Origin of the sequence: Hymenobacter tibetensis (assembly GCF_022827545.1) — a bacterium.
In the GTDB taxonomy this organism is placed as follows: Bacteria; Bacteroidota; Bacteroidia; order Cytophagales; family Hymenobacteraceae; genus Hymenobacter; species Hymenobacter tibetensis.
The window spans coordinates 5,357,064-5,374,342 of sequence record NZ_CP094669.1 but is presented as its reverse complement, the minus strand read 5'-3'; the positions used below and the strand labels follow the sequence as shown (position 1 = coordinate 5,374,342).

Annotated in this window: 14 protein-coding genes; 9 read left to right on the top strand and 5 right to left on the bottom strand. The window is 54.5% G+C overall.

Going from position 1 to position 17,279, the window contains the following annotated elements:
* Positions 1-18 precede the first annotated feature (18 nt).
* Complete coding sequence (locus tag MTX78_RS21670) at positions 19-1,026, top strand: SDR family oxidoreductase (RefSeq protein ID WP_243798268.1); 1,008 nt, start codon at positions 19-21, stop codon at positions 1,024-1,026.
* Between the two features lie 57 nt (positions 1,027-1,083).
* Positions 1,084-1,968, top strand: a complete 885-nt coding sequence (rfbA, locus tag MTX78_RS21665) for a glucose-1-phosphate thymidylyltransferase RfbA (RefSeq protein WP_243798266.1) — start codon at positions 1,084-1,086, stop codon at positions 1,966-1,968.
* A gap of 90 nt (positions 1,969-2,058) precedes the next feature.
* Here rfbA and chrA read toward each other — a convergent pair whose 3' ends face one another.
* Complete coding sequence (chrA, locus tag MTX78_RS21660; protein WP_243798265.1) at positions 2,059-3,300, bottom strand: chromate efflux transporter; 1,242 nt, start codon at positions 3,298-3,300, stop codon at positions 2,059-2,061.
* Positions 3,301-3,451: 151 nt separating this feature from the next.
* The gene (locus MTX78_RS21655; protein WP_243798263.1) at positions 3,452-4,429 is read right to left on the bottom strand and encodes an isopenicillin N synthase family dioxygenase; all 978 of its coding nucleotides are present in this window, start codon (positions 4,427-4,429) and stop codon (positions 3,452-3,454) included.
* Positions 4,430-4,572: 143 nt separating this feature from the next.
* Between MTX78_RS21655 and MTX78_RS21650 the strand changes: the two genes are divergently transcribed.
* The 6 genes from MTX78_RS21650 to MTX78_RS21625 all read left to right on the top strand — a co-directional run bounded on the left by MTX78_RS21650 (position 4,573) and on the right by MTX78_RS21625 (position 10,202).
* Positions 4,573-5,403, top strand: coding sequence for a hypothetical protein (locus MTX78_RS21650; RefSeq protein WP_243798262.1), 831 nt, complete (start codon positions 4,573-4,575; stop codon positions 5,401-5,403).
* Positions 5,404-5,533: 130 nt separating this feature from the next.
* Positions 5,534-7,273 carry a circadian clock protein KaiC gene (gene kaiC / locus MTX78_RS21645; RefSeq protein WP_243798261.1) on the top strand — a complete coding sequence of 580 codons (1,740 nt, stop codon included), beginning with the start codon at positions 5,534-5,536 and terminating at the stop codon, positions 7,271-7,273.
* Positions 7,274-7,280: 7 nt separating this feature from the next.
* On the top strand, positions 7,281-7,610 hold the full coding sequence (locus MTX78_RS21640) for a circadian clock KaiB family protein (RefSeq protein ID WP_243798259.1): 330 nt from the start codon (positions 7,281-7,283) through the stop codon (positions 7,608-7,610).
* A gap of 3 nt (positions 7,611-7,613) precedes the next feature.
* Entirely contained in the window at positions 7,614-7,943 is a 330-nt protein-coding gene (locus MTX78_RS21635) for a circadian clock KaiB family protein (RefSeq protein WP_243798257.1), read from the top strand.
* A complete protein-coding gene (locus MTX78_RS21630) occupies positions 7,936-9,642 on the top strand; it encodes an ATP-binding protein (RefSeq protein WP_243798256.1) in 1,707 nt (568 codons plus the stop codon). The genes MTX78_RS21635 and MTX78_RS21630 overlap by 8 nt, the downstream gene beginning before the upstream one ends.
* A 137-nt stretch (positions 9,643-9,779) precedes the next feature.
* The gene (locus tag MTX78_RS21625) at positions 9,780-10,202 is read left to right on the top strand and encodes a response regulator (RefSeq protein ID WP_243798254.1); all 423 of its coding nucleotides are present in this window, start codon (positions 9,780-9,782) and stop codon (positions 10,200-10,202) included.
* 168 nt (positions 10,203-10,370) lie between these two features.
* Here the strand turns inward: MTX78_RS21625 and MTX78_RS21620 are convergent, their stop codons facing one another.
* Entirely contained in the window at positions 10,371-12,482 is a 2,112-nt protein-coding gene (locus MTX78_RS21620) for a hypothetical protein (protein ID WP_243798252.1), read from the bottom strand.
* A gap of 282 nt (positions 12,483-12,764) precedes the next feature.
* Here MTX78_RS21620 and MTX78_RS21615 point away from each other — a divergent pair, with 282 nt between their 5' ends.
* Positions 12,765-14,807, top strand: a complete 2,043-nt coding sequence (locus MTX78_RS21615) for an OmpA family protein (RefSeq protein WP_243798251.1) — start codon at positions 12,765-12,767, stop codon at positions 14,805-14,807.
* 72 nt (positions 14,808-14,879) lie between these two features.
* Here the strand turns inward: MTX78_RS21615 and MTX78_RS21610 are convergent, their stop codons facing one another.
* Positions 14,880-16,103, bottom strand: coding sequence for a glycoside hydrolase family 26 protein (locus MTX78_RS21610; RefSeq protein ID WP_243798249.1), 1,224 nt, complete (start codon positions 16,101-16,103; stop codon positions 14,880-14,882).
* Between the two features lie 169 nt (positions 16,104-16,272).
* Positions 16,273-17,274 carry a flotillin-like protein FloA gene (floA, locus tag MTX78_RS21605; RefSeq protein WP_243798248.1) on the bottom strand — a complete coding sequence of 334 codons (1,002 nt, stop codon included), beginning with the start codon at positions 17,272-17,274 and terminating at the stop codon, positions 16,273-16,275.
* Between the last annotated feature and the right edge of the window lie 5 nt (positions 17,275-17,279).

The window sequence follows — 17,279 nt, the reverse complement described above, 5'->3', positions numbered from 1 at the left end:
CTTCCTAATTCTCTCAAAGTGTACGAAATTCCTTTTCACGACCAGCCGCTCGATAATCTAGCCTTTCTGGTAACGGGTGGGGCCGGTTTCATTGGCTCCAATCTGGTTGAGTATCTGTTGAAATACGGCGCCAAGGAAGTGCGGGTGCTCGACAACTACTCGAACGGTTTCCGCAAGAACGTGGCGCTATTTGAAGGAAACCCAGCGTTGCGCGTCATTGAAGGCGACATCCGCGACCGGCAGACCTGCATTGATGCGTGCAAAGGCATTGACATTGTGTTGCACCAAGCAGCGTTGGGTTCTGTACCGCGTTCCATCAATGACCCCATTACCACCAACGATGTGAACGTAGGTGGCTTCGTGAACATGCTAGTAGGAGCTAAAGAAGCCGGCATCAAGCGCTTCGTGTATGCTGCTTCTTCTTCCACGTACGGCGACCACAAAGCTTTGCCAAAGGTGGAAGACCGAATTGGTAAGCCTCTCTCGCCCTACGCTGTTACCAAGTACGCCAATGAACTGTACGCAGATGTATTTGGCAAAACGTATGGTATGGAAATCATTGGGCTGCGCTACTTCAACATCTTTGGCCCGCGCCAGGATCCAAATGGAGCATATGCAGCCGTTATTCCACTCTTCATTGATGCCGTGTTAGAAGGCAAGCCCCCCCGCATGAACGGCGACGGTGGGCAAACCCGGGACTTTACCTTCGTGGAGAACTGCGTGCAAGCCAACATCAAAGCGGCCCTGGTCCAGAATCCGGAGGCGGTAAATCAAGTGTACAACATTGCCGTTGCCGACCGCACTTCCCTCAACGACCTGTTCAATATTTTGAAGGAAGAGGCGGGTTCCACCATTAGCCCCGAGTACGGCCCCGACCGCCCCGGCGACATCCGAGACTCCTTGGCCGATATTACCAAGGCGGAAACCTTACTCGGCTACAATCCCCAGATTCGGATTCGGGAAGGCCTCCAGCAAACGCTAGCGTGGTTCAAAACCAATGAGGAGTTTATTGCTGAGCGCAATTAAGCAATCCTTGTTGTCGGATTTAGGAAAGCACATTTTATTACTTCACTAGATTTATAGATGAAAGGCATCATCCTCGCCGGCGGCTCTGGCACTCGGTTGCATCCGCTTACGCTCGCTGTCAGCAAGCAACTCATGCCTGTCTACGACAAGCCGATGATTTATTATCCCTTGTCGATTTTGATGATGGCGGGTATTAAAGATATCCTCATCATTACCACCCCGCACGACCAAGCACAGTTTCAAAAGCTGCTCGGCGACGGCAAAAACCTAGGGTGCAACTTCCAATACACCATCCAAGAAGTACCCAATGGATTAGCCCAGGCCTTCGTGCTAGGAGCTGATTTTATTGGTACTGATAAAGTGGCGTTGGTACTCGGCGACAATATTTTCCACGGCGAAGGCATGGAAGAATTGTTGAAAGCCAACAACAATCCGGATGGTGGAGTAGTGTATGCCTACCACGTTCACGACCCCGAACGCTATGGGGTAGTGGAGTTTGATGCCAACAAGCAGGCACTTAGCATAGAGGAGAAGCCTGCTACCCCCAAAAGTAACTACGCCGTTCCTGGTCTGTACTTCTACGACAATGACGTAATTCAAATAGCTCGCGACCTAAAGCCTAGTCCGCGCGGTGAATACGAAATTACCGACGTCAACCAGGAGTACCTGCGGCGCGGCAAGCTGAAGGTGGGCATTTTGGGTCGTGGTACTGCTTGGCTGGACACCGGCACGTTTGAAAGCCTCATGCAAGCCGGCGAATTCGTGCGGGTGCTAGAGCAGCGCCAAGGTCTGAAAGTAGGCTCCATTGAGGAAGCCGCTTACCGTCAGGGCTTTATTGATGCCGATCAACTCCGTAAGCTAGCCGAACCGCTGCGTAAGAGCGGCTACGGCGACTATCTTCTGCGCTTACCCGACCATTTGCTGGTACAGAGTTCCTTATAGGACAGAGCACTCCTACTAATTGAACGCCTTTCGTTGTGGTGCCTACTAGGCTGCCAGACGGGAGGCGTTCGGTTGTTAGACGCTATACCTTTAAAATAGCACTCCCGCCAGCAGACCAGCCAGCACAATGACATAGGAGGGCACTTTTTCCCACAGCAACAGCAGGAATGTAGCGCCAATGAGTCCCAAGTTGGTGGGCGTATCGGGGAGGGGATGGTAGAGCAGGAACACAGCCGCACACACCAGTCCGGCTGACACCGCATTGATGCCTTCCAACGAAGCTTTTACCACGCGGTACTGCTTGAGTTGGTCCCAGAAACGGATGAGAAAAAAGATGAGGAGTGTACCTGGCATGAAGATGCCCGCCGCTGCCACCAATCCGCCGAGCACTTGGCCCCCCACGCCATAATCGCGCATAGCCAGAGCCCCGATGTAGGACGCAAAAGCGAAGTTGGGACCAGGCAATGCCTGCGTAAGACCATAACCGGAGAGAAATTCTGGCGCCGTGAGATAGTGCTTGAACTCTACAAACTCAGCAAATAGCAGCGGGGCCAGCACTTGGCCACCCCCAAACACCAATGAGCCGTTGCGGTAAAAATTCTCGAAGAGCAGAACGGGCAACTCCCGCGTGTAGTGGCCCAAGATAGCAGCCCCTATCAGCACGCCTATCCACAGGATAAAGTTGGCCCACTCAATACGCAAAGGCTGCTTGTCGACAATAGGGGTGAGCTTCCGGTAGCGAAATGTGGTAACGAGCCCGCCGCCCAGCAGCAAAACCGGCAGAACCGTAGGCAACTGGAATCGATACGCCAACAACGCCGCCGCCGCCATCAGCGCTACCGACGTCTTGGTATGAATCACCTTCGCGGCAATCTTGTAGGCAGAGTATGCCACAAACCCCACGGCAATAGGCTGGATATACTGCACCAGTCGGGCCACCTGATCTTTGTCGAGGTAGCTCATGGCAACTCCCGCCGAAGTCATAATGGCGACGGCGGGCAGCATCCACACAAACAGGGTGAGGTACGCCAGATTAGGCCCGCCCAACCGAAACCCGATGGCCGTGATGGTTTGGGTGGATGTGGGCCCCGGAAGCAACTGGCACAGTGCCATAATTTCCAGCAACTCAGCTGACGTAAGGTAGCGCCGCTTGTCTACGAGGGTGCGTAGCATCATGGCGGTGTGCGCTTGCGGGCCACCAAAAGCAGTGCACGCCAAGGCTGCTACGTCTTTCAGGAAAATAATTCCTCGTACCCGACGGGTACGCTTCCCACGTCCGCGCGGTGGACTGAGCTTGACTTCGGAGGGAGGCGCGGACGGAGTGGAAAGCACTAGCGGAAGAGGGCGTTGTGGCGGTGAGGATGGGGTTGCTCCGCCAAGATATACTGGTAAGTACGCAAAAAAACGGCTGGCTCCCGAACAGCGCCAGCCGTTTTTACTTACCGTAGAAGTTGATTGTGAAGAGAAAACAGCGCAGTAAACGCTATTTCTTCTTGAGCCCAAGCTCAATCAACCGCTCGTTCAAAAACTCGCCGGCGGTGATGTCGGCTTCCTTCTTTGGATTGTCGGGCGTGACGCAATTGTCAAGGGCAGCCAAGCTCATTTCCGAACGCGGGTGCATAAAGAACGGCACCGAATAGCGCGACGAGTTCATTTTCTCGCGTGGTGGATTTACCACGCGGTGAATGGTGCTTTTCAGCACGCCGTTGGTGAGGCGCTGAAGCATGTCGCCCACGTTCACCACAATCTGGTCGGGGAGTGCCGTGATGGGAATCCACTTGCCGTCGCGGCGCTTCACCTGTAGGCCGTCGGCGCTGGCACCCATCAACAGGGTAATCAGGTTGATGTCGCCGTGCTCGGCTGCCCGAACGGCGTCGGCAGGTACGGCATCTGGGTTCTCGATAGGGAAGTAGTGAATCGGCCGCAGAATGCTGTTGCCGTTGCGCACCTTATCATCAAAGTAATCCTCGGGCAACTCCAGGTAGAGCGCAATGGCACGAAGCACATCCTTACCGGCTGCTTCCAGGGTGCGGTAAGTGGTAAAAGTGCTTTTCTGGAAGGTAGGCACTTCTTCGGGCCAGATATTGGCTGGGTACTCTTTCCCGATAGGGTCCTCTTCGGTTGCCACCTCTTGGCCGACGTGGTAAAATTCTTTCAGGTCGCCGGTGTTGCGGCCCTTGGCATGCTCCTTACCTTTGCTGATGTAGCCGCGTTGGCCCGCCAGTTCAGGGTTTTCATACCGTTGCTTGCGCTCATCAGGCAAAGAAAAGAAGGCTTTTACGTCGGCATAAAGCGCTTGCGTTTGCTCTTCTGTTAGGCCGTGGTTCTTGAGAGCCACAAAGCCGATGCTCTGATACGCTTCACCGAGCTGGTGTACGAAGCGGGCTTTGCGGTCTGGGTCACCGGAGCGAAAGTCGGCGAGGTCGAGGGAGGGAATTTCTTCTAGCAGTTTGTCTTCCATCTTGGAAAATCACTATACTTTTGGACAATGAATGCGAGTTGCGCAAGGTACTCAAAAAACGAATGACGTTATTGACCTACCTAGTGCTGCAAGCTTACCCATAACAACACAGTTCCCATATCTTCTCTATTTTCTAAAATTTCATGCGAGTTTCTACGCTATTTCTAAGTGCGTTAGCTGCAGCAGGGTTAAGTGCCTGCGACGCCGCCAAACAAGTCACTGAGGCCACTTCTACCACCAACACCCTGCCCTCGGCCGGGACGGTTGCGGCCGTAGAGAAGAATGGCCTCCGTTTAACCCCTTTCTTTGACTCGCCTAAGTATCCGACGGCCCAGCTGCGCCTCAACACGCCAGCGGCAGGTTCCACGGTGCCGAGTGGGGCCGTGCCATTCAAGTACGAGCTAACCAATTTCCTGCTGACCAAGATGACGGGTGGCATGCATTCCGAGGAAATGGCTAACTCGATGAAAGGCCAGCACATTCATAACATCGTCGATAACGAGCCCTATTCCGCACACTACGAAACGGCATTCACCAAAAACATTGTGGATGGCCAGCACGTGGTACTGTCGTTCCTGTCGCGTTCCTACCATGAAAGCCTCAAGCACCGCGGCGCCTACGACTTACGCCTCGTGACGGTAGGCAAAGTGGCATCCAACGCTCCCGCCCCCACCTTCGACCTGAAAGCGCCGCACCTGTTCTATAGCCGCCCCAAGGATGTGTACACGGGCAAGGACACGCAAAAGGTTATGCTGGATTTCTACCTTGTGAATACCACCATCGAGCCCGGTGGCACGCAAGTGCGGGCCACCATCAACGGCAATGAGTTTATGCTCGACCAATGGGCACCGTACATGATGGAAGGCTTGCCCATGGGCGAAAACACAGTGAAGCTGGAACTGGTTGATAGCAGCGGCAAGTTGATTCCGGGCCCTTTCAACTCGGTGACGCGCACCTTTTCGCTGCAGCCTTAGCCCCCAACAAGGAAAGACGGCTAATACGCCTATCTTCCACCGGGAGCTGCGCAATTCATCTGAATGAATTAAAACTACGTATTACCTGCTTCTGCACTAGCTGCCTGCAGAACACTATACATTTCGCTTTATGCAAGAAGACCGCACGAACTCCTCCGGATTTGCTGCATTGCCGAAAGCCCCCACGGGTATCGAAGGCCTCGATGAAATAACGGAAGGAGGTTTGCCTAAAGGGCGCCCAACGCTGATATGTGGTAGTGCTGGCTGCGGCAAAACCTTGATGGGCATCGAATTCCTGGTTCGCGGCGCCCTTGAGCACCAAGAGCCGGGCGTGCTGATGGCTTTCGAGGAAACCGCCGAAGAACTGGCTGCCAACGTCACGTCGCTCGGCTTCGACTTGCCGAAGCTGCAAGAACAAAAGATGCTGCGCGTCGACCACGTGCACGTTGACCGTTCCGAGATTGAGGAAACCGGCGAGTACGATTTGGATGGCTTGTTTATCCGGTTGGGTTACGCCATTGATACCATCGGCGCCAAGCGCGTAGTACTCGACACCATCGAGGCACTGTTTTCTGGCTTCCCCAACCAAGCCGTGTTGCGTTCGGAAATCCGACGTTTGTTTCGTTGGCTGAAAGACAAAGGCGTAACTACGGTTATCACCGCTGAGCGCGGCGACGGTTCGCTCACGCGTCAGGGGTTGGAAGAGTACGTGTCTGACTGCGTGATTCTGCTCGACAACCGAGTTATCGACCAGATTACCACCCGGCGGCTGCGGATAGTGAAGTACCGTGGCAGCACCCACGGCACCAATGAGTACCCGTACCTGATCAGTGAAGACGGTATTTCGGTGTTGCCGGTCACGTCGTTGCGTTTAGGGCACGCGGTATCCAACGAAATCGTATCGACCGGGATTCTCGCCTTAGACGAGATGTTCGGGCGCAAAGGCTACTACCAAGGCAGCAGCATATTGCTGACCGGTACAGCTGGTACCGCTAAAACAACCCTGGCCGCCGCATTTGCAGAGAGTGTTTGCCGCCAAGGCGGGCGGTGTCTGTATTTTGCCTTCGAAGAATCGCCGCAGCAGTTGGTGCGCAATATGCTGTCAGTGGGCTTGAACCTGGCGCCTTGCATCGAGCAGAACAAGCTTGTGATTGAAGCTTCGCGGCCCACCCTCAATGGCTTGGAGCGGCACTTAGTTACCATCCATAAGCTGGTGGCGGACTTCAAGCCCACAGCCGTTGTCATCGACCCAATCAGCAACCTCATCAACGTAGGTAACATGAACGAGGTACGCAGCATGCTCACGCGGCTAATTGACTTCCTGAAGGTGAACAATATCACGGCCCTTTTCACTTCCCTCATCAGTGGCACCCTGCAAATGGACACCACCGAAGAAGGCGTGTCTTCTTTGGTAGATACCTGGATTAGCGTGCGCGACCTGGAAGGCATAGGCGAGCGAAACCGAGGATTGAGTATTCTTAAGTCGCGGGGGATGGCGCACTCCAACCAAGTACGGGAGTTCATCATTACCGACCGAGGGATTCAGCTGCTGGACGTGGTAGTTGGCCCAACGGGGATTGTGACGGGGGCCAGCCGCCTAGCCCGCCAGCTGCAAGAACAGGCGCAAGCAGTAGCTTTGCAGCAGGAGTTGGACCGCAAAGACCGGGAATTGGAGCGTCGCCGCCGGGTGCTGGAAGCCACCATTGCCAACTTACGCACCGAGTTCGAGTCGGTGGAAGAAGAGTTTCGGCAACTCAACAACCAAGAGCAAGATCGGCAGCAAGCTACGCCAAACGGGAAAGCGCCAGCCGCCTCCACCCCAACGCACACGTCCGCTCCGAAGTCCGCCGATCAGCAGCCTAACGCATAACCCTTCTATGGAAAATGACCTCATAACCGATCAGACCAACAAGGAGGACTATTGGGAACTGCGCCTGTACGTAGCCGGGCAAACCACGAAGTCGGTAGCCGCATTAGCCAACCTCAAAAAGTACTGCGAACAACACTTACAGGGCCGTTACCAACTCGAGGTGATTGATTTGCTGGTGAGCCCACAGCTTGCTGAAGGCGACCAGATTTTAGCTATTCCCACTTTGGTACGTAAAGTGCCCGTACCCATTCGCAAAATTATTGGTGACCTCTCCAACGAGGAACGGGTACTGGTAGGGTTAGACATTCGTCCGATCGGGGACAAAGCCAACCAGTAGTATATGGAGTCTGATGAAAGACAGCCTGAAAGCAGTGCCGAATATGTACTGTACCTCTACATCAGTGGTGCTACTCCCAACTCCACGCGAGCGGTGCGTAATATCAAGGAAATCTGTGATTTGTATTTGAAGGGGCGGCACGAACTCGTCATTGTTGATATTTACCAGCAGCCGGAATTGGCGCAGGGCGAACAACTTATTGGTATTCCAACCCTTATAAAGAAGCGCCCTGGCTTAGTACGCCGCTTGGTCGGCGACTTGTCGAATCGGCCGCGGGTGCTGGCGGCCCTTGGCCTGTCTGACGCGCTGCCTAGTTCACCTACCCATGGCTGAAACTGACCCGCCCACTCTGTCAGATCTAGCTCGCGAAAACGAGGACCTGCGTCATCGGCTACAGGAAGCGGAGGACCTCATCGATGCCGTACGAACGGGGTCTGTGGATGCATTGGCTATTCAAAGTCCTGAAGGGCCCCGCATCTTCACGCTGCAGGGCGCCGATGAAAGCTACCGCAACCTAATTGAGCAGATGAATGAGGGGGCTATGCTGCTCAATCAAGACGGGACTATCCTGTACTGCAATGCCTGTCTGGCCAGTTGGCTTGAGTGTGGGCTAGAACAGGTCATCGGTCATTCGTTTGCTAGCTTCTTGCCTGAAATGTTTCAAGGCTATTGGGCGACTTTGCTGGCGCAGGGGTGGGCTGGGCACGGCAAAGGGGAGGTGCCACTACAAACCCAAGATGGATCGTTGCGGCCTTTGTCCCTGTCGATGAAGGTCTTGACGTTTAATGATGCATCGGTGGTGGCTGCTATTGCTACCGATCTTTCGGCGCAGCGCGAAATCAGAACCATCAAGGCCTTGGTAACCAGACAGAACATGGTTATCGACCGCAAGAACGAAGAGCTACGAGTGCAGGAAAGCGCCCGCCTGATGATGGAGCAGGCTGCTGCCGAAGCCAACCGCATGCTGGAAGGGATTCCGCAAATAGCCTGGACGGCCGACCCCGAAGGCGTAACCACCTATTTCAACCGCCGCTGGTTTGACTACACCGGGCAGCGCGATGGGCCACCGTGGTTGTACCAATGGCAGTACTATCAGCACCCCGCCGACATTGAAGCCGCGGCGGCACGGTGGCAGGAGTGCTTGCTATCCGGTGAGATATTCGAGGTGGAGTTTCGCTTGCGCGACAGCGCTGGCAACTACCGCTGGATGCTTAGCCGGGCTTTACCGTCGCGCAACGAGCACGGCCACATCATCGAGTGGATTGGCACCTGCACCGACATTCACGAGCACAAGCTGGACTTGGAGCGTATTGATTTGGCGCAGCGGCAGCTCCAAGAAAACAACGCGCAGCTAACCCGCGCCAACGTGGACTTAGACAACTTCATTTATACGGCTTCCCACGATCTAAAAGCCCCCATCACCAACATCGAGGGGCTGCTAAACGCCTTGCTGTTGGAACTGCCTGATACCGGCGAAACGGTGCGCCCGATTATGAACATGATGCAGGATTCGGTGGACCGGTTCAAGCGCACCATCGAGCACCTGACGGCCATCACGAAGCTGCAAAAGGAAAACATTCAGCCTGAAGAGCGGACCGATTTGGCGCGGCTGGTTGAAGCAGTACGGCTAGACCTGTTGCCCCAGATTCAGGAATGTGATGCCCAGGTGGTGGTAGCTGTGCAGAACTTGCCGCCACTTTCGTTTGCGGAAAAAAACCTGCGCAGCATTGTTTACAACCTGCTGAGCAATGCCATCAAGTACCGTTCGCCTGAGCGCGTGCCGCAGGTGTTCATCCGCTGCCACCTGGCCGGAGAATACGCCGTGCTGAGCGTGGAGGACAACGGGCTGGGCATGCACCTGACCAACGAAACTCGTTTGTTTGGGATGTTCGAGCGGCTGCACGACCACGTGGAAGGCTCTGGCGTTGGGCTCTACATTGTCAAGAAAATAGTGGAAAACGCGGGAGGGCGAATCGAAGTAAAAAGTCAACTAGATGTGGGTTCTACGTTCACAGTATATCTAAAAAAATAACCGGGACACGAGGAAACAACCGGCCGGCGGCAACGGGCATTGATAAGCTCAACGCATTGACAGCGTAGCAGCTAGCCCCAGACCTTGTTTGCTTTCTCCGTGTCCGTTTCCGAGGTATTCATTACTGCTTTTTTTCTATGCAGAAGCTTAGTTGTGCGTTGTTGGTTGATGATGACAAGACTACCAATTACTTGAACCAGATGCTCTTGAAACGGCTCGACGTGGCTGAGAAGCTGCTGGTGGCACTCAACGGACAAGAAGCGTTGAACTTGCTGAAAATCCATTGCCACGAGGCAACGGAGGCCTGCCCGATGCTGATTTTTCTGGATGTGAAAATGCCAGTCATGAACGGCTTCGAGTTTCTGGAAATCTACGCCGAGTTGCCGCTAGCTCAGAAGCAAGCTATTGTTATCGTAGTGCTAACCACCTCCCTGCACCCCCAGGACGTAGGCCGCTTAGAGAAACTGCACATTGCGGGCTTCATCAACAAGCCCCTAACCAAAGAAAAGATAGACGACATCCTGCGCCAGCACTTCAACCGCCACCTGCCCACCAACTAGAAGTAGCTTCAAGCCCTATAGGTGTTAAAGGCTTTTGTACTTGGCTATTACACTTGCCCGGCGCGTATTCAGTCCATACACCGCTAGTTCTCACGCTGCCCGCGGAAACAACCCACAGAGTAGGCCAATAGCTGCTTGTTGGCGTTGCACCTTATTATGGCTTCGGTGTTACCATTGCCGCACACGCCAGGCTAGTGCTACCTCGAAGTAGGGGTAGAGCTGGTTGGTGGTGCGGGCAAGGTCGGCGGTTGTGTAGCTGGTCCCGACAAAAGCGCCAGTGCCTGGGCGGTAGCGATAGAGTGTACGTAACTGCTGCAGCCACAGGCTGGTAGAAAGCGCCAAGCTACCTGCCCGGCGCTCATACGCTATGTCGGGTCCTTGTTGGCGGGTAAGTGCCCGTAAGTAGATCAAGGAAGACCCGCCCGCATCCTGAAGCAATGCGGCCCGCCCTTGTGTGCGTTGCTCTAGAAAGCGGTAGCCCAAGCGCAAACTGTTGTTGGTTGGTTGGGATCGGCGGCCGCTCCAACTGTAGCGCATTCCTCCGTTAAGGTCGTGCGTGATGGTGGTATCGAGGGGGCTTTCCTTGAAAGCTGGCCAGCGAAGCAGGCCCACCCGGTTTTCTCGGCGAGAATAGTCGAGTGTAGCGAGTAGGCGCGGCCGCAGCTGATACGTAAGGTTTTGCTGCTGCTCTAGCACTCGGCTGGCTCGGTTGCGCAGTTGCTCACTGGCCCGGTCGCGCACCTGGTAGCTCACCCACAAGTGGTACGTGCTCCGGATGCTGAATTTGCCGGGAGCCCACGTAAAGCCTGGTTCCCAGTGCAGCAGGCGGTCGGTGTAATTTTCAGCACTCAGCGCTGCCCTGATAAACACAAATTGCCGGTACTCGCCCGCCACTGCTACGGTGGTCCGGAATGCGCCGCGCCAACGGCTGGTCCAGGTAAGCCGCATGGTGTGTTGGGCTTCGTCGCGGTCTTGCTGGTTGTCTTTGCTGGGAGCCGCCACCCGCAGCAGCTGAGCACTACTTGTGAGGGATAATACTTGGCGCGGCGCTGGCAGCCACGTAAGCTCTCCCTGCCACTGCGTGGTTTGCTCGTTGATGTCTCGGATTCGTTCCCGGGTTAAGGCTATTTCATAACGGCTGGGAGAAAGAAGCCGGTTGTTCTCCAGACGGTAAGCGCGGTTTCGTTCCCGATACCCAAACACCACCACCGCCTGAATCTTTTTGCTGCCGAGGCGCACTTCCTGGCGCGTGTCCAGCTCTCGCTGGCGGTAGCCTAGGTTTTGTAACGTGTCAGTTTCGGGCCCTAGCTGCCGGTAGCGAAACGCCCGGCTTGGCAGGGCCAACGAGTTATCGGAGCGAAACGAAATTTTGTCTGACACGCGGTACACCCAACTAGCCTGCCCGGCCAAGGTGTCGCTCTGAATACGCTGGACATTGCCTGGTACATAGTCTTCGGCCCGATGCGCCCGGTACGCGGCCCGTACGCTACCGTTGGAGTAGGCATCGAATGCGTGTTCATAATAGCCTTCGGTGACCAGACGCTGCCACACACGTGGGCCCAGTTGGGCCCGAGTTCCTAATAGCCGCACCGCCAACGGAGGCGCTGCACCACCTTTCACAAATAGTAGCGTCGAAAAATCCACACCGTAGGCTACACCAACGTCATTGCGGCCATTGCGTATGTCCTGCACCACTCCTCCAAACCCGACGTAGCGCATCACCGACAGCGAATCGGTGGGGCGCAGGCCAGCTACCCCGTGCTCGTACCCCAGACGCCCCACCCACAAGCCGGTGCGCGTGGCATTGGCGCGGCTTTGCTCGTAGCGTACAAACTGCCCGGTATGCCACCCTCCGCCAAGGTTGATGGTATGCAGGGCGTCGGCCGCGTAATCTTCTCGCACAAAAGGCGGCTCCCCACGCGAATCATAGATCCACTCGCTCTGTAGGCGGTAGCGTAGCTGCTGCCGCCCGGAGAGGCGCAAGTAGCCCAACAGGTTAGTTTGCTGAGCATACGTGCTGATGCCTACCCGCCGGGCACGGCTTGAAAGCAGAAGCAAAGAGTCGGGGGGAGGGACTACGGTGCGTGCAACTAGGGGCAGGTTGCCGGCGTCTACCAAGCTTTGGGCTATGCTTGGGGTTGCCAAGAAAAACAGCACCACAAGAGCCACATATGAGTTAAAAGTCAGCCACTGCCAGCCACTGCTTGCAAACTGGCTGTATGGCGATTTTAGGTGTTCTTTCCAGCCAGCAGCACTTACAGCAGTAGAGGTTACCTTCATAAGATGCAATTAGAGCGTCTGTATGGCTGACCAGTGTTAACAACCTAAAAAGCCGGCTGTTGGGTGAAGACAAGCAAGTTACTTCAGCGACTACTGCGGTGTGGCTGTCGAGTAGTTTCGGATATTAATCAAAATTAAACATCTAGGAGCAGTCGCTCTTATTACCTTTGTGTTCGCCTTGGCCCTTGCTCGAAACCTCGGGGGCCCGCTGAACGTCTTTTCAATTCCGCTTTATATTTTAGGCTCAGATTTCGAGAGAGCCATTGTTTTGCCATCCAGCTTATGAGAATCAGAAAGTTATTGCTGTTGGTGGGAATTGTGGGAGGAGCAGTAGGAAGTGTACAAGCACAGCATGCTATTTGGGCAGCCAAGGTTGTAGCCGTGTCTTCGCAGAAAGCGGAAGGTAAAGAAGACTTTTCGCCTGAAAAAGTATTAGGCCAGCCAAATGCTACTCCCCTGGGGCAAGTCAGCAATGAAGCATGGATTCCAAAGAAAGAAGGTGCTAACGAGTTTGTAGAAGTTCGCTTCGGGAAGTCCCTTATCGCCAAACAGGTGACGATAGTGGAGAATTTCAACCCGGGCTCTGTCTCGAAAATCGAGCTGGTGGACACCCGGGGACAAATCCACGAAGTATACAAAAACGATAGTCCTGGGCCCCTTCCAGAGCAGTTCAGGTCGTTGCAAGTCACGTTTGAGCCCGGTACCTACCGTACCATTGGTGTAATCGTGAGCATGAACACCAAAGCCGTGAATGGCGTGAACCAGATCGACGCCATCGGTATTGCCGACGTAGTGGAGACGATGGTGAAAAAGGAGTTCAAGGCCGAGGAAGACGGCGTGAAGTTTGACTCGGCTATGGTGAACTTGGGGCCTAATGTCAACTCGAAATACGTGGACACGCATCCCGTTATTTCTCCCGATGGCCGCATTTTGTTCTTTGCCCGGCAGGAAAGCCCCCAGAACGTAGGCGGCGCCAACGACGTGCAGGACGTGTGGTATTCAACGCAGGCAAACGCTAAAAATAAGTCCTGGAACCCTGCCAAGAACATTGGTGCTCCCATCAACACGCCTGGTCCGAATGGCTTAGCATCGGTTTCATCGGATGGCAATTCGGCCGTGCTCATCAACGTCTATAAAGAAGACGGCTCGTTGGACCCCAAAGGGTTGAGTTTGACCAAGCGCACCAAGACCGGGTGGAGCAAGCCGCAGAAGATTCTCATTGACGACTTCTACAACGACGACCCCGAAAACGTAGACTACTTCTTGGGCTCTTCCGGCAACGTGTTGCTGATGGCCGTTGAGCGCAAAGACGGCCAGGGTGCGCAGGATATCTACGTAACCCAGCGCAAGCCCGACGGCACCAGTTGGGGGCGCCCTATCAACTTAGGGCCCAGCATCAACACCAAAAAACCAGAATTCGCGCCCTTCTTAGCAGCCGACGGCAAAACCCTGTACTTCGCTTCGGAAGGACATGGCGGCTACGGCAAGAGCGACATTTTCTATTCCAAGCGCCTCGATAATACCTGGACCAACTGGACCAAGCCTCGCAACCTAGGGCCTAGTGTTAATTCTCCGGATTTCGACGCCTACTACGTGGTGTCTGCAGCTGGTGAGGAAGCCTATCTGGTTTCCACCCGTAACGGAACTGGTAACTCCAAGGACATCTTCCGCATCAACCTGACGCCCCAGTTCAAGCCCGAAGTGGTAACGCTGGTGCGGGGCCAAGTGCTGGACGCTGCCACCAAAAAGCCCGTAACGGCAACTATCCGCTACGAGAACCTGCTAACGGGCGAGGAAATAGGCGTGGCCGAAACCAGTCCGGTTGATGGTACTTACACCATTGTACTGCCTTCCGGCGTGCATTACGGCTACCGAGCTGAAGCGCAGAATTACCTAGCTGAGTCCGACAACTTGGACGTAACGGACCGCCAGAAGTACTCGGAAGTGAAGCAGGACCTATACCTGGTGCCCTTCGCAGTTGGCCAGACCATCAAGCTGAACAACATCTTCTTTTCGCAGAGCAAGTACTATCTGCGCGAAAATTCCTACCCCGAGCTGCAACGCCTCATCCGTACGCTGAAAGAATACAGCACCGTGGAAATCAGGATTGAGGGCCACACCGACAACCAAGGCGACCCAGCACTAAACCTCAAGCTAAGCCAAGACCGTGTGAATGAGGTAAAGAAATACTTGGTTTCGAAAGGTATCAGCAACACCCGCATCACTACCGAAGGTTTTGGCGACACCAAGCCTATAGCCAGCAACGACCAGGAGGAAACCCGCAAGCTCAACCGGCGCGTGGAATTCCGGATTACCAAGAAGTAGAGAAGCGCATCTTTTCACGCGAAGCAGCAAGGCCGGCCCCACATTGCGGGGGCCGGCCTTGCTGCTTTAATTTCACTGAGTAGAGGGTTCCCGGAGTACAGGCAGCTTGTTTGCCACTTGCGCAGCTTTCCGCCGCTGCTCCCGCGTTGGTTTGGGCACCGAATACAGCTGCGGCTTGTCATTCTCGAAAGTTGTCAACGAGTCCTGATAAAACTGCAGGAAATCAGGTACGCTGCTATGGCCAGGATAGGGCGCGTAGAAGTGTCCTTCGTGCGCATTGCGCCATACCATGAGATAAGCTATTTGGCTGGCCTTGGTACTGCTCTTGAGTTGCTGTAGCAGGTTGGCGGAAAACCAAGTAGGGTTGGTGATTTTTTCCAGCCCCGTTTCCGTCAAGGCTGCCACCTTTCCTCGGGCTTGCGCTTCTGTTACTAGCGTATCGAGGGTGAGTACGCCTTTGTTGGGAGTGCTCACCACATTGAAATCCCAGTAGTTGTCGTGGCCTAGCACATCCACGAATGCGTCGCCGGGGTAGCGTTCAAAATAGGTGGCTGAGGTGGGTACTCGGTCGGGGGAGTAGGCGTAGAGCAGGTTGTGCACCTTCTTTTTGTCGCGCAAGTACTGAACCGTAAACTGCCACAGCTGCACAAACTCCTGCTGGCTACAGTGGCGCTTGCCCCACCAAAACCACGAACCGGTGTGCTCGTGCAACGGGCGGAATATGACAGGTACTAACGTGCCATCTTTGGCTTTCAAGTGCCGAAAATAAGCGGCAATAACGTCCAGGCTGCGCGTATACGCAGCATGTTGCTCACCACCAGGCAAGATGGCGGCCACTGCGGCAGTGGTGTCGTAGAAATTCTTACCCGTCACGAAGTTGTGCATGTGCCAACAAAACGTGTTCAGCCCGCCCCGCTCGTAGGCTTGCAGGACTAATTGACGGTTGCGCTCTAGCGCCTCGTTGCCTGCGCTGTTGCCTTGTAGGGAAGCGCGTACGAGGTCCGCTACGTCCCAACCATACACCGCCGGATTAGAGCCACATACACTCTTAACATCACTGCGGTTGGGCTCATCCTTCCAGCCGATACCATACTGCGTGACATCCTGCTGCCCAAACAAAATGCCGTTTGAGGTTGGGTGTTGCAGGTTGTAGAAAAGCGCCTTGGTTTGGTACGTCGCCTTGGGGTCGGTGATTTGGATGGGGTAGCGAAAGGTTCGTCCCATGCGGATACTACCACAGCCGCACAACCAAGTGGTGGCTACCAGTAGCAAAAGCGACACTAGTTTCAAGTTCATAGAGCTGTAGTATTAGATAGTCGGCCCCAGGGTTAGTGTGGGTGAGACGTCTATAGGACCAACAAAGCTCTAAAATAGCTAAATCGATTTAGCCGTGCACGTATGAATAACGAGATACTATTTTTTTTGTATAAGGATAGCGCCGTTAAATTAGGTTGTAAGCAGTGAGTTAGCTCAGCCGGGTTTCGTCGCGGCCGGGCTTGGAACTGCTGCTTTGGTTGCTAGGGTTGGCAATAGAGTCACGCATGTCGGTATCGGCCTGTACGTTGCGCATTTTGTAGTAGTCCATGATGCCCAAATTGCCGGAGCGGAAGGCTTCGGCCATAGCTTTGGGAATTTCGGCTTCGGCTTCTACTACGCGAGCCTTGGCTTCTTGTGTTTTGGCTCGGTTCTCCTGCTCTATAGCCACTGCCATGGCGCGCCGTTCCTCGGCTTTAGCTTCCGCCACCTTTAGGTCAGCAGTGGCTTGGTCGATTTGGAGCTTAGCCCCGATGTTTTCTCCGATATCAATATCCGCAATATCAATAGAGAGAATTTCAAAAGCGGTGCCTGCATCCAAGCCTTTGCTTAAAACCAGCTTCGATATTTTGTCGGGGTTCTCGAGCACCTCTTTGTGGGATTTCGAGGAGCCTATGCTAGTAACGATACCTTCGCCAACACGAGCTAAGATGGTTTCCTCACCGGCACCTCCTACCAACTGCGTAATGTTGGCCCGCACTGTGATACGCGCTTTGGCAATTAGCTGAATGCCATCCTGCGCCACCGCGGCCACGTTGGGGGTGTTGATTACTTTCGGATTTACACTCGTCGTAACAGCCTCGAACACGTCACGGCCTGCGAGGTCGATGGCAGTGGCTTGCTTGAAGGTGAGTGGGATGTTTGCCTTATCAGCCGAAATCAATGCTTTGATAACGCTCGGAATGTTGCCGCCCGCTAGGTAGTGGGTTTCTAAGTCGTTGGCGGTTAGCTCCAAGCCGGCTTTGGTGCTGGTAATCATGGAGTTGACAATCAATGATGGAGGAACCTTCCGAACCCGCATGAATGCCAGTTGAAACAAACTCACCTTCACTCCTGAAAACAGCGCCGTTATCCAGAGGCTGATAGGGAAGAAATACAGAAAGACCAAAAGAACAATGGCCCCAACAATCAGCGGGAAGATGGGAAAGTTCATCGTTT